This window comes from Pedobacter sp. UBA5917 (assembly GCF_002432345.1).
In the GTDB taxonomy this organism is placed as follows: domain Bacteria; phylum Bacteroidota; class Bacteroidia; order Sphingobacteriales; family Sphingobacteriaceae; genus Pedobacter.
Map to the genome: position 1 here is coordinate 1 of NZ_DJDT01000134.1, position 13,146 is coordinate 13,146.

At 41.4% G+C, this 13,146-nt stretch carries 13 protein-coding genes; 7 read left to right on the forward strand and 6 right to left on the reverse strand.

Translation table 11 applies throughout. The features are described 5' to 3' along the window. Positions 1-402 precede the first annotated feature (402 nt). Complete coding sequence (locus B2V92_RS08150; RefSeq protein ID WP_293306689.1) at positions 403-810, forward strand: EthD family reductase; 408 nt, start codon at positions 403-405, stop codon at positions 808-810. Between the two features lie 1,933 nt (positions 811-2,743). Here B2V92_RS08150 and B2V92_RS08155 read toward each other — a convergent pair. After that, a complete protein-coding gene (locus B2V92_RS08155; protein WP_293306691.1) occupies positions 2,744-3,337 on the reverse strand; it encodes a TetR/AcrR family transcriptional regulator in 594 nt (197 codons plus the stop codon). 394 nt (positions 3,338-3,731) lie between these two features. Between B2V92_RS08155 and B2V92_RS08160 the strand changes: the two genes are divergently transcribed. Next, the gene (locus B2V92_RS08160; RefSeq protein ID WP_293306693.1) at positions 3,732-4,022 is read left to right on the forward strand and encodes a hypothetical protein; all 291 of its coding nucleotides are present in this window, start codon (positions 3,732-3,734) and stop codon (positions 4,020-4,022) included. Between the two features lie 51 nt (positions 4,023-4,073). On the opposite strand, the gene B2V92_RS08165 is transcribed toward B2V92_RS08160, so the two are convergent. Together B2V92_RS08165 and B2V92_RS08170 are read right to left on the reverse strand one after the other, a co-directional pair. Continuing rightward, positions 4,074-4,709, reverse strand: coding sequence for a response regulator (locus B2V92_RS08165; protein ID WP_293306695.1), 636 nt, complete (start codon positions 4,707-4,709; stop codon positions 4,074-4,076). Next, entirely contained in the window at positions 4,696-6,645 is a 1,950-nt protein-coding gene (locus B2V92_RS08170; protein WP_293306697.1) for a sensor histidine kinase, read from the reverse strand. The genes B2V92_RS08165 and B2V92_RS08170 overlap by 14 nt, the downstream gene beginning before the upstream one ends. A 209-nt stretch (positions 6,646-6,854) precedes the next feature. On the opposite strand from B2V92_RS08170, the gene B2V92_RS08175 reads away from it, so the two are divergent. The 5 genes from B2V92_RS08175 (at position 6,855) to B2V92_RS08195 (ending at position 9,829) form a co-directional block, all read left to right on the forward strand. Further along, positions 6,855-7,268 carry a hypothetical protein gene (locus B2V92_RS08175; protein ID WP_293306699.1) on the forward strand — a complete coding sequence of 138 codons (414 nt, stop codon included), beginning with the start codon at positions 6,855-6,857 and terminating at the stop codon, positions 7,266-7,268. 84 nt (positions 7,269-7,352) lie between these two features. Then, the gene (locus tag B2V92_RS08180; protein ID WP_293306701.1) at positions 7,353-7,778 is read left to right on the forward strand and encodes a hypothetical protein; all 426 of its coding nucleotides are present in this window, start codon (positions 7,353-7,355) and stop codon (positions 7,776-7,778) included. A 36-nt stretch (positions 7,779-7,814) separates the two neighbouring features. Continuing rightward, on the forward strand, positions 7,815-8,279 hold the full coding sequence (locus B2V92_RS08185; RefSeq protein ID WP_293306703.1) for a hypothetical protein: 465 nt from the start codon (positions 7,815-7,817) through the stop codon (positions 8,277-8,279). Between the two features lie 179 nt (positions 8,280-8,458). Continuing rightward, complete coding sequence (locus tag B2V92_RS08190; protein WP_293306705.1) at positions 8,459-9,061, forward strand: hypothetical protein; 603 nt, start codon at positions 8,459-8,461, stop codon at positions 9,059-9,061. A 9-nt stretch (positions 9,062-9,070) separates the two neighbouring features. Then, entirely contained in the window at positions 9,071-9,829 is a 759-nt protein-coding gene (locus B2V92_RS08195; RefSeq protein WP_293306707.1) for a leucine-rich repeat domain-containing protein, read from the forward strand. A gap of 268 nt (positions 9,830-10,097) precedes the next feature. Here the strand turns inward: B2V92_RS08195 and B2V92_RS08200 are convergent, their stop codons facing one another. The 3 genes from B2V92_RS08200 to B2V92_RS08210 form a co-directional block, all read right to left on the reverse strand. Beyond that, positions 10,098-11,081 (reverse strand): SDR family oxidoreductase, encoded by a 984-nt coding sequence (locus B2V92_RS08200; RefSeq protein ID WP_293306709.1) that lies wholly within the window; start codon positions 11,079-11,081, stop codon positions 10,098-10,100. Positions 11,082-11,217: 136 nt separating this feature from the next. After that, positions 11,218-12,411 (reverse strand): FAD-dependent oxidoreductase, encoded by a 1,194-nt coding sequence (locus B2V92_RS08205; RefSeq protein WP_293306711.1) that lies wholly within the window; start codon positions 12,409-12,411, stop codon positions 11,218-11,220. A gap of 78 nt (positions 12,412-12,489) precedes the next feature. After that, a partial coding sequence (locus B2V92_RS08210; RefSeq protein WP_293306713.1) for an AraC family transcriptional regulator occupies positions 12,490-13,146 on the reverse strand: 657 nt, incomplete at its 5' end.

A 13,146-nucleotide genomic window follows, 5' to 3' on the forward strand; every position in this document is an offset into this window, starting at 1 on the left:
GCCTGTGTTTTTAGCTACAAAAAGGGTGAAGCCAGCTTTGCCATCAGAAAGCCCATGATAAACCTGGAAGGAAAAGAGTTGGGCATCGGTGTATCGCTGTGGTTTGCCAAAAACGAGTAAAATACCGTTAAACAAAAAAGCAATTCTTTTCAGAACTGCTTTTAAAACTCGGGGTCAACCGCAGTCTTAAACCCTACTACGCGCATGGGGATACTAGGGAATTAACGCATAAGTGGAAATACCAATAAATTTGACTGAAAACAGCTATGCTTAAATGACTATTTACAGTTATTTCAATAGAGGATTGCTGTGCGTAATTTAGGGCGGGCAAGAACGCTAAACGATCAAAAAAAATATTGTTTAGACGCAACAGTTATCAGCAAACTTTAAATACCTTATAAAATGAACAATAAAACAATTTTATTATTACTGATTTTCGGATTATCATTTACTACTTTGAAAGCGCAAAAGTCCGAAACCTTCACCCCGAAAAAGGGTATGTACAAAGTCACGGTTATGTATGCAAATGGACCGGATAAAAAATTCGACATGGAGTATTATAAACATACGCACATGCCGTTGATGGCAAAGATATTTGGCAGTGGACTAAAACATCTTTCCATTGACAAAGGTCTGAAGAATGGAACACCTGGGCAACCTACTCCATTTTTAGCAATAGGTTACCTCTACTTTGAAAATTTATCTGCTTATCAGGAAGTATTGGATAAAAATGCTGCTCAAATAAGGGCTGATTTTCCGAAATACACAAATATCACCCCTACGGTTCAAATTAGTGAAATTATTCAATAATTGTGTTGTAGGAATTCAGGATTATCCTGAGGACTGATAAAAAACAAAGCAATGAAACCTGAGTAGCTATATTCAGGTTTCAATCTAAAGTCCGAACAAAATCAAGTCAATCTCTATAAATCTGCGAGGTGTGGCATTCATCCAGTCGGATAAGCCCCCATATCGATTTAATATTATTTCCTGCAGACATAATATAAACACAAGCGTTGAGATTATCCTGATAACAGTAAGAAAACATACGATATTATATTTACCGGCCTTCCCTTAACTTCTTAATTCAGAAATAAAATGAATGAAAATAAAGATCGATCAATCATTGTAGAATCTAATTGTAATGGAAGGGCAGCAAAACTACTTGATTTTTTTGAGGTTAGAATCTCATACCTGCCAAGTTGTATAATCATCAAATATGAAAATGTGGATCAAGTTCCTGCAATCTGCAGGTTACTGGTGAGTTCCAATATTGACATAATCAGAATATCAGTCGATAACTGAGCGGTAAAGTGCGCTCGGCATGTTCTCCTCCCATGCACTGAAAATCAAAGTAAGCACTATCTGTCTGCATCCTACTGAGTTGATATTCGAAAAATTAAACCGAGGCTCGTAATTTGCGCTCAATCTTCTAACAATTAAAAGGATATAAACGATTTGGGTAAATACAGCTTAAAGGTTCAATGACCATTGATGATTTCAGTTGATATCGGGTTTTGAGCTTACCTTTCCGGTAATTTTCTGGTTTGAGCATCTGATTGAAAGTTGACGAAAGCAACCAGTCAAAACACGCTGAGAAGTATTTTTATATTCATATAATTTAGGTTTAAACAATTATTTTAAAAGATTTTTTTCGTAGTATGTTACTGGTGGACTTCTTTCCATCATTTTCAGTTATTTAGAATTAATAAACTTACCTAATCACTACGTGGGCTGATGTACAGAAGTTATCATTTTAGCACGCAGATAAGAATGGATAAAATTTAATCACACTCCGGATTTTTTAGGTTCCTGCCCGCTACAATGTTCCTTACCAAATGCGGCAATTATCCTTACCGGTAAACTGGGTTGCGATTAGTTAAAAACTAGTCTGGGATGAACGTTAGGTACTGCCAACATCTTCCAGCTGAATCAAAAAGCTGCGCATACGCAAAAAGGGAATTAATAAATTCTTTTAATGCGAGAAATTTAAAACTCAGGAAGATTCAAAAGCTAATGCCTGGCTTATAGCTTTCAGCAAATTATCTGAAACAACGTGGATTTTCGTAATGTTAGAGAAAAAAAAGAACCTGCTGTTGCGATAACTTCATGTTTTGCATGCCCATTTCTGATGTATGCGGTAATAAAATATCGCGCCTAGATGATAGGCAATAACGTCCATAAAATCAGCACGGGTCTGAAATCCGGCAACGGGTAGGATTAGCTCATAAACAACCGAGACATAGGCGGCAATGATTAAAAGATAAAACAGGGGAATTCGCTTTAGTGGAGTATCGGGGCAAATGGTTTTATGGCATTCCAATGCGAAATGTGAAATGATTGGGATAAATACAAAGTCTGTGAGATGGTTGTTGAGAAAAGGAATGGGATGATGAATGCTCCTGGTGTATTGAACTAAACACCAGCAACCCCAATAGCTCACGAAGAAGCGGTCAGTGATTCTGCCGGCTAGTGAACAAAGGAGATGGACAAAAGTAATGCACCAGTTGTACAAACCAACAAGATTAAAAATAAATTAAACAGGACTTTTTTCCTCAACTTTGTTGCCTTGGAATCATTGGGATCGCTCGGCGTGATTGTTTCTTTGAGGTATTCTATATTGCGTTTGTACCAACTGCCGTGATTTTCTTTCATTTTTTCTTATTTATTAATTATTGTATTTAGTATGATGGTGTTTGAAGTCGTTCAACCCCGTAAACAAAAGTGGACGAATGAGGAGCTGTTACATGTTTTTTTGATTTAAAAAAGCATAGATAACACTGTTAAATTTGTAGCAAAAGTCTTGCTTCGCCTGTTCCTGCCCAAGTTCATCCGTAATTTCATTGAATGAAAAATAGAAATCCGAAACTAAAAACATGGTTGCTATCAGGTTTTCCCATTCTTCATCAGACACCTGTGCTTTTAATGTTCCTGAGAACACCAAACTGTCAAATACCCCTTTAATCTGAGCAGCCCGGTCCAAGCGAAGCTTTCGGTGCTGCGCTTTGATTTTAGGTATTCGCCTGAAAATTTCTATGATGTTAATAAAGACAAAGCGGTAACGGTACATCAGATCGAATATTGATACCGAAAATTCATTCAGGGGACGTAATTTTGCTGAGGACTTATCTGCCCATCCTTCGACCAGAATATCAAATTCTGATACCATTTTGTTGTAGAGCGCTTCCACAATATCTTCAGTATGCTTGAAATAATAATGCAAATTACCCGCGCTGATATTCATTTCGAGGGCAATATGTCTACTGGTATTGTGGTTGATTCCAGTTTGGTTATATAATTTCAAAGCGGTATCAAGTATTCTCTCTCTGGTTTGCATCTTTCGCTATTAAGTTCAGCAGCGCAAAATTAGAACAAATGTTCTAATTTTGCAAATTTCAATCATCCTTTTCACTCTTGCCAGGTCTTTTCCCTGATAGCTGAAGTTGAAGGAACCAACTTAAAAGGATCAAGGATATAAACATTATACGTGTTATAGCCTGTATTGAAGATGATTCAGCTGGAGATAAGTTTTGACTGGTAGCCTAAATCCTATGGTGAAAAAGTACGTTGATATATAATGAAATATAAACCAATAGATATGGGTTTCACAAAAAAATTTAACAGGCATACTCCTTCTCAGCATTAGTCTGTTTGGTTGTGATAAAAATGCTCAAACAGATTGCCATGATGTTATATGTACAGAAAATTTTGCTTCCATCCAACTTCAGTTTGTGAATAAAAGCGAAACTCCCATGCAGGTGGAAAATTTTGAAGTTTTTAATATGAAAAGCAAAGTAACTATTCAACCAAACCTTCCCGCTCCGCGCTTGCCTATAGGTAGCTTTATTGTCGTTAACGATAATAGCATCGGAAGGGTATTCATAAGCGGCGATACCCTTCAGGTCTCTGCAAAAAATCCAGCAAATAGACAAATAATTAAGGCGGCAATTAAAGTCAAAGGAGGCACTTTCAGCTCTCATATTGAGAAAATAAGTGTCCCTGATAAAGCCATCATAAACTAACCGCCAGTTTAGTCAACTAAATTTCAGCGATGGATAGGCATCCAAAAGGACTTATATTAGCTGTCGAAGGGCCGCGATATTGATGAGCTCAGCTACATTTTTTGCCTTGAGTTTGTGCAGCAAGTTTTTTCTGTGATTCTCGACAGTAAATTTACTTAGGAAAAGTAGTTCTGCGATGGCTAAAGTATTCAGTCCTTCAGCAATCAGGTTTAAAATTTCGCGCTCCCGAACCGTGAGCTTTATGATTTCTTTGTTTTCTGAAAGGCCTGGCTTTGAAATAATCTCGTTAATTGCACGGCTAAAGGCAATCTGGCCGTTTAGCGCGGCATTTATACAATTTATGATTTCTTCGATGGAAGCATCTTTAAGTATGTATCCATTAGCCCCATTAGACAGCATTTTCATTATCGCACTTCGTTCTTTGTGGTTGCTAAATATCAATACGACTGTTTCCGGAGCCATATCCTTTATTTCCTTGCAAATGTCTATGCCACTGCCATCAGGAAGAATGATATCCAGAAGCACAATATTTACAGGATTCGATTTCAAAAAATCAGTAAAGGCTTTTCCACTGGTGAATCCGCCAATAACTTCAAATGTTGCTGTTTTATTAAGCAACCTGGTGAGCCCCTCAAGCACAATTGGGTGATCATCAACGATGGCAATGGTGGTTTTAATTGCTGACATGTAATTCGATATTCATTGAGGTCCCCTGATTATTATTTTGTGGCAAAATCTCCATGCTACCTTTAAGGTAGGCTACCCGGCTTTTAATATTACTTAAACCTACACCTTTTGCCTTGGCATGCGCATCGAATCCTCTGCCATCATCCTCTATGGTGATGTAAAATCTGTCATTTTCCTGCGAGCATTGCAGCAACAGGCTTTTCGCACCCGCATGTTTAGTAACGTTGGTCATCGCTTCCTGCACAATTCTGTAAATATGGAGTTTTTCTTCGGTCTTTAAGGCGTCACTGATGCCGAATGACTGAAATTCAACGATAAAATTATCCGAACTTAGCGATTCGCACAAATCCCTTAGTGAAGCTTCCAGCCCCAATTTGAAAAGCATTTCAGGCATCATATTGTAGGCTATTCTTCTAAGCTCGCTCATCGTATCGGATAATTGCAATAAAACCCTTTGTAGTTCCGGATCCGGATTAGCTGACTCTTGCAGGTAATTAGAAAGATTTAACCTGGACATGGCCAGCATTGCGCCAAGGCCGTCGTGAAGATCTTTGGCTACCCTATTTTGCTCGGCTTCCTTTGCCCTGAGCATGACCTCGACAAGTTTAGTCTGCTGCTGTCGGTCAAAAACTTCCAGTTCCTGCTTATGGATAAGCTCTTTCTGCAGGGCGATCCGTTTGCTGTTGCGGTAAAACAACCAGCCCAGTAGCGCCAGTAGAAAAAGAAATACACTAACAGACAATAATAACCAGTTTAATAGTATGGTATTTTTTGCCGTTAATTTGTTCTGCTGGATTTCTGCAGAGAGCGCTATATTCTTTTTTTTATTTTCTTCGGTACGGTATTGAACTTCTAATTGATTAGCGCTTTGTTTTAATTTTTTGTTGTTCAAACTGTCATTCAGCGCGGTATATAACCTTAGCCACCTGTATGCTTCCTCAGGCTGGTTTGTGTTTTCATAGCTTTTTGCCAATCCCTCATACACCAGCAATTTATTCAAGTCCCAGGTCATGAATACCTTATTATCTTTAAGTAATAATGCTACCTGTTGAGCCTGTCTATATTGCTTTTTTCCCAGGAGGGCATAGAACTGCTGTAGCTGCAACCGCATTTGAGCGTAGCGGCCTTCATGGCGTCTGCTTAAAATTAAGCCTTTTTTACTTGCGGAGAATGCTGCCTCGAAATTTTGTCCGATATTAAGGCGGAAAGCTTCGGTAGCATAATAATCCAGCCACAGAACATTGTCTGAATACGGAAGCAAAAGCTTTCTCATCTCTATTAAGTTGAATTTAGCCGAATCTGGAACTCCCTGGGCAATATTATTCTCAGCCAAAAACTGGTAAGCCATAACAAGATGGGGTGTATGCTTTTTTTGCTTTAGTGTCCCAATTGCTATATCCAAATAACGGCGTTCCTGGTCCAATGCATTCAGGTTTTTAAAGCCTGCGGAAACCAGCAGATAATTTCGGCCAAGTAGGTTTTCATCTTTAGAAAGCCTGGCTAAAGGAATTGCCTTTTGAAGCAATAAGGAAATGGACTCCTTCTGGTTATTCTCCTTTTGCTTTATCAAAGCGATTCGGTGCCAGCACATCGCCCGGTATTTGTAGGATTGAGGCGTATTCAGCTTTTTCAGGCCAGCTTCTGATTCCATAAATTTTGAAACTGCTTGTATAGGTTGCTTATCTGAAATTAACAGCGCTGAGTAATATTTCGAAACGGCCAACAAAAAGGGGGCATTGATGCTATGTTTGATTCCATCATTCAGATAGCGTTGCGCGGTTTGAGGGTTACTGTTAACATAGTATTCAGCGAGGAAAAATCGGGTGATTGCCTGCTCATCGGAACTTGCCTTTCGCAACAATTGCTTTTTCAGGCTATCTGCATATGCAGGTCCATCTAGCGGAACCTGGGCAGCAGCAAAAAAAAACGCAAACAAACAGGTTATCAAGAGAATACTGCATCTCATACTATCATTACCATCATCCCGGCAAAATTTGGGATAATCCGGCACATTATAAAATAAATATAAAAAATAGCTGAAAACAGCTATATCAAAATGACCTGTTGCAGTTATTGCCTGCTGGCATTTATGGGTCTAATTTTGGAAAATAAATTTCTATCTAAAACAAAAAAAGAAAGACACCTATGATCAAATCATTCAATTCCCTATCTAAAAGCGCCGCTATTTTACTCTTTGTGCTATTGGCCTTTACTTCCTGTAAGAAAAAAAACGATGACAATCCCGATTCTAACAAATTTCCTTTAAGCAATCTGAGTACGACAATAACCGCGAGAACACTCAATCCCGCCAGCAACAGTGTAAGTATTGCCTATGATGTGAAAAATATATCAACAGCTGATTATTCCATTGCCAGATATGTGATGAATGTGGTTAGGGTTAAAGCTACTATTGTTGCAACCGATGGAACGGTTTATGAATCAAATCTGCCCATCAGTGACCTGAGAGCAGGTGCTACCGTTGCTATGGAACAAGTTGTTGCACATTCAGCCGGTAAAACGCCTGACTTAACCAAAACAAAGGTGGAATTAACCTATTAAGTTGCTCCGTTGAAGCCAGGTATAATGCAATTGCACTTACCCATACCATAAGCTTTAACCATTCAAAACTCTATATCCCAGATTATGAAAACATCAATTCACTTGTATAGATTAACGCTCATGCTTTTCGCATGCTTACTATTTACCCTGTCAAGCTGCTCTAAATCAGATGATGATGATGGTGCAATCCCGGCAGGTAAAAAATACCCGCTTGAAAACCTGGAGTACCGATTAACTACTCAAACGGCTGGCTCTGAAAGTATCATTGTAAAATATGATATAAAAAACAGATCTAATACAGACTATGTACGTTTGGACTATGACTATAATTACCACATCAGACTTAAGATCAACATTTTCGCGACAGATGGAACAAAATTCGAGGCAACCCCTTTGGTTGAAAATCTAGCCAAAGGCGCCACGAAAGCTGATCAATGGAGTATTGATTATAGTGCAGGAAAAACAATCGACCTAACTAAAACTTCACTTGAATTTATTTACAAGCGTTAGCAGAAACTAAAGTTTATTCTAATTTAAAAAGTACCTATGAAAAAATTAATCATTTTAGCGGGGATTATATTATCTACCGCAGGCGGCTTGCAAGCGCAAGGTTTACTCGATAAAATCGACCGTTCGCTAAATAAAGCAGACCGGGCATCAAATTCTGCAGAGCGTGCAGGAAAAACCGGTGAGCGAATCAATGGCCTATTCGGAAAGAAAAAGGATGCGAATGCGGAAAAAGGTGAAAGCTCAACTAAAGTAATTTTAAATGGCATTACATTGGTTTCGCTTAAACGTATTAACGAGAAAATCCAGTCACAGAAGTCTATCGCGATGGTTAAAATGAAATATCATGCAGACGGAGGCTCCACGCTCACCATCAATCATAGCGGCAGTACCGAGGAGCTCTTAAAAAACCTGCAAAAGAGCGAACCGGCTGTCTTCGCCGATGAAAACATTGTAGGACTCGATGATGGAGAAATCACCGTTCGGCTAAATAAAAAAAGTTGAAGAATTGAATAAAAAAATGATTTGAGGTTGATTTGGTTAACCCGTCAAATCCCCTCAGATCATTTTATTTTTCTCCAAAATTCCCTGACTTGGTTTTACCATGGCAAGCGATACCCCGTTCGTACTCATTTGAACCTAAAATTTCAAGAACAAATTAAACTTGTTTATGCTACATCGTTATGATTAAACAAATAGCCAAAGCCTTATCAATTATAATTCTGATATGCACGTATACTTTTACAACTTACGGGCAAAAGGGACCGGAATGGATTTTACCGGATATCCCCTTCAATGAAACCGAAACAGCCCAATTGATGGAAAAAGGTACCTCTAGCATAAAGGGTACAGCTAGCCTGAAAAAACAAGGTAAAGATAATTTTGGTGTAAAAGGAAGTCAGATACTTCTTTTTCCTGTTACCCCATATTTCTCGGCCTTTCTGGAATTGCAAAAGAAATACAATAATCGTAAAAAACAGGCGACTTTAGGGCCTGTTGCCTTTACTTATCGCTTGGAAGGTCGCTACACTGATGATATAGGAAGTTTTGAGTTTAACGGCCTTAAACCGGGCAAATATTATATCGTCAGCTGGATAGCTTTTGCTAAACAAAAGACGGTAGCAGTGCAAACCGGGACAAGTACTACCTACAATGTTTATGGAAATGCGCTTGCCTCCTCGGCGATTTATGAAGACAGGTATTATGATGTATTCATCGAAAACCAGATTGGTGGCTTCGTAGAAATTAAAGAGGCCGGAAAAACCACCGTTGTAACCATTAACTAAAAAAGCAAAATGAAGAAAAGAAACCTGTTTTTTGTGCTATTGCTGGCTGGCTTACTGCCTTTACTTTCCAGCGCTCAAAACTTAAAGATAAGCGATTCTAATTTCAAAAAGCGACTGTTAAATCTGGGCATAGATTTAAATCATGACGGAGAAATTCAGGTATCTGAAGCTCAGAAAGTCACTAAACTCGACCTTGACCAGGCAGGGATTATTTCACTCGAAGGTATTAAGCGTTTTACCAGCCTGAAACATTTAAGCTTTTGGACGAACCAGGTGAACGCGCTTGATTTACAGGGCATGAGCAGTTTAGAAGAAATCTATGGTTATGATAACCAAATCCAGGAGGTTAATCTCAAGGGTTTGGTAAACTTAAAGACCTTGTATCTGCATCAGAATAAAATTACAACCATAGACCTCAGCGGACTGGACAAACTTGAAGACATTTTACTGCGCAGGAATTCAATTAGCAAAATTATCCTTTCGAATCTGCCTAAGCTTACCAATGTTGAAATTCAAAAAAACCGCTTGTCTGATTTGAAAATCATTGCATGTCCGGCTATAAAGATGATTAGGCTGGATGAAAATGAACTTACTCAAATGGATTTTACTGCTTGCAGGGCGCTGGAGGAAATTTCTTTAGCTGAGAATCCCTTGATCAGTCTGGACATAAGAGGCCTTAGAAGATTAAATTCACTTGACTGCGTTTACACGCGCCTTTCAAGTTTAAATATGAGTGGTACGGTGAGTCTAAAGAAAGTGGACTGGTAAAACGGTCGGGTTCACTGTTGTTTGAACTCCAGCCGAATTGCCTTTACAAATGGCAACATCTGATTTCACCGAATTAGCTCAGCAGGTTCCCCCTCATTAATGGTCACTGGATAATTTTGAGATTTATTTAATTGAGTATTTCGGCGGAAGTTAATTCTGTAAAGCCGGCAGACCGACCATCGATAATGGAACTTTTGGTAACATTTAACCGGTATAAAACCTCCTTCTTGGATATCAAAAACAATTTTAAAAATCGGAGAGGCCTTTTCTAACCGGATTGCCTATTCCTACCCACTAATATCATGCCCGTCGCCGCCAATACCCCAAGCCCCATTATCAGTTTAGTCCTTTTTGATGGAACCGGCAACAGCGTCTCCCCATAAATCCTATGCGGATATCCCGAAGGCCGTAATACATTGCCATCCGTCGGCGCCCCATCTTTGAGCTTCATCAGTACACGCATCCCTGCCGAGGCGGTATTAACCAACAGTTTGGGGAATATACTATGCATGGTCTTCAATGCCCATGAGTTAAAATCCGGAAATTTATCTTTTTTAGGATCCAGTGCAAGGTTTAATAATGCCTCCGCAGTATCCCTCGGATCAGCGGCAGATGGGGGGATCTTGAAATCAAGCCCTGAATATTTGGCTGAATGCATATTTCCCGTAGAACGCTGGATCTGCGGATAAAGGTTACACACATGTATATCGGCCTGGTCCGATAGTTCGCCCTGTATACATTCCATCATTCCCTTAATGCCGAATTTAGTGGATGAATATACCGCACTGTAAGGCGCCGGCATAAAGCCGCCAATGGAAACATTATTGATCAACACACCATAGCCTTGTTTCTTAAAAACCGGTATTACCGCATGCGCGCCGTTCATATAACCAAAAAGATTGGTTTTTACCACCTGATGCGATACCTCGATCGGTATCTCCTCGAATTTACCGCTGGCCATCACCCCGGCATTGTTTACCCAATAATCAATAGATCCGGCAAACTCCAAAGCGCGGTTAACCAGGTTTTCCACCTGTGGATATTCCGAAACATCTGTCGCCACGCCCAAACTTTCCGCACCCAACGCCCTGCAGCGTTCAACAGCACTGTCCAGCGCTTCTTCTCCCCTGGAAGTAAGGATCAATTTACTGCCTGCTCTGGCGAAAGCTTCCGCTGTTGCAAGACCTACCCCGCTAGATGCTCCGGTAATCACAACGGTTTTATTTTTGAGATCCTGATAACTGATTTTCATGGTATATGGTTTTAGTAAACTCCTTTTTTAACAGGGTAAATGCCTAAAATGTTTTGCAGGCCCCTGGTAACAATCACAACTCACCAGGCTACCTGCTATAACCCTTATACGCAAAATCAATTTAACTGATATTCTATCAGGATAGGCTCCTATCCACGGTAAACATCTTTATAAACTCGCGTACCGATTCATCGCTTGGTGCGGCGAAATCGGCTATCCCCTCAACCGTTTCCCTGCACAGCTCTGCTGACCGCTCAAGCATGATTTTCTCATAAACCGAAATCGCTTGCTTAAGGTCCCCAAACCCTCCACTGGTCAGACATTCGCTCAGGTCCAGTGCATCCAGCAGCGCCAGGTTTACCCCTTCACCGTTTGGTGGCATCAAGTGCGCGGCATCACCGAGCAGCGTCAGGTTATCCCTACTCTCCCATTCCTGTTCGAAGGGAAAATAGTTGAGCGGCCGCAGGATAAAACCCCTGCAGGCCTCAAACAGCGTAAAAAACACAGGGTTCCAGGCTGCAAAATGTTCCTTCAGATAGGTGCGTACTTCTTCAGGCCTGCTGAAATCTATACCGTTTGCAGCTGCCCAGTTTTCCGGATACAGCGATGCTGCATAAAAAGTCAGACCGCCATCCCCGCGCGGTTGCGCAGCAATCGTTGCCCCTGCACCCATGGCCATCAGGTTGGCCTGGTTAACCAGGCTGTGCATTTCCTGACAGGCTAATTCTGGGTCTTCGATCTCTCCCTGGATGATCATCGCGCCGGAATACAGCGGGGTAATATCGGTCAGATAACCACGGACCTGCGAGCGGTAACCATCCGAGCCGATAACGATATCTGCGGTTGCGGTGTTCCCGTTACGAAAGTGGATTTTCCACAGCTCTCCTTCCTGCTCCATAGCGCTGAACTGACTGTCCCAGACCACTGTTCCCGGCAGCAGCGAGGCAATCAGGATATCCCTTAACACCCCCCGGTCAATCTCCGGTCTAAAGCTCTCCTCACCAAATTTCGCCTCTGTAGCCTGCTCCCCTTCATCCAATAGGATATTTGCCTGCGGATCAAGCACCCGGTACCGGTCCGCACCGGGGATATACCCTGCTTTAAATGCTTCCATCAGCCCCGCGGCAGCCATCGCTTTGAGCCCTGATTCATAGTGCAGATCGACGATTGCCCCCTGCACACGCGAAGCCTGGCTGTAATCCCTTTCATAAACCTGCACATCGGCATGCTTCATCTGTAATAGCCGGGCCAGCATCAGCCCGCCCGGACCACCGCCTATCACGGCTATCTTTTTATCTTTCAGTAAATTTATCTTCTGTATTGTTTCCATTCTGATCTTTTGTTTTGGATACGCAAAGGAACACCGGATGTTCTCGGCAAACAATAACGGCAGGAAGTAAGTATAGGACTATTCGCGGTTTTTATCCCGGAAAACCACCGGTGTGCTACCGGTAAGCTTGACAAATAGCCTGATAAAGTAGGAATGGTCATCATAGCCGAGTTCAGCTGCAATGACTTTTATGGGCCGGTTGGAATGGTAGAGCATGCGTTTTGCCTCCAGTATGACACGCTGCTGGATATGCGCGCTCACGGACTTCCCCGTAACGCTTTTCACGCACTCGTTCAGGTAGGATGTTGATATATGCAGCCCATCTGCGTAAGCCGCCGGGGTCTTGATCTCCCTGAAATCCCTTTCCAGAGCGGCTTTAAATGAACGGGTAATTTCTCCGGCGCGGCTAAACTGCCCTTCCCCTTCAGCTGTTGCCAGGTACTGGGAGACCACTATCGCAACCAGAGTCTGGCAGCTTTCCTGTAAAATGGCATGGTAGAGTTTCTCCTCTTTTTTCTCCGATAGCTTGACGCATAGCGCAGCAGTCTGAGAAAGCACAGCCATTGTTTCCCCTGTGACCGCTAGTGGCTTTAACGGGGCAAGGTTCTGGAGCGGATTAAGGTATTCCGCGCGGATATTATCTTCGGTAATGATCGAGGTGCTGATGAAGGCATCTTCAAATGCGATCAGGCGGTGCACCTGGTCAGGCCTGATAAACATCACCGAAGGTGCCCG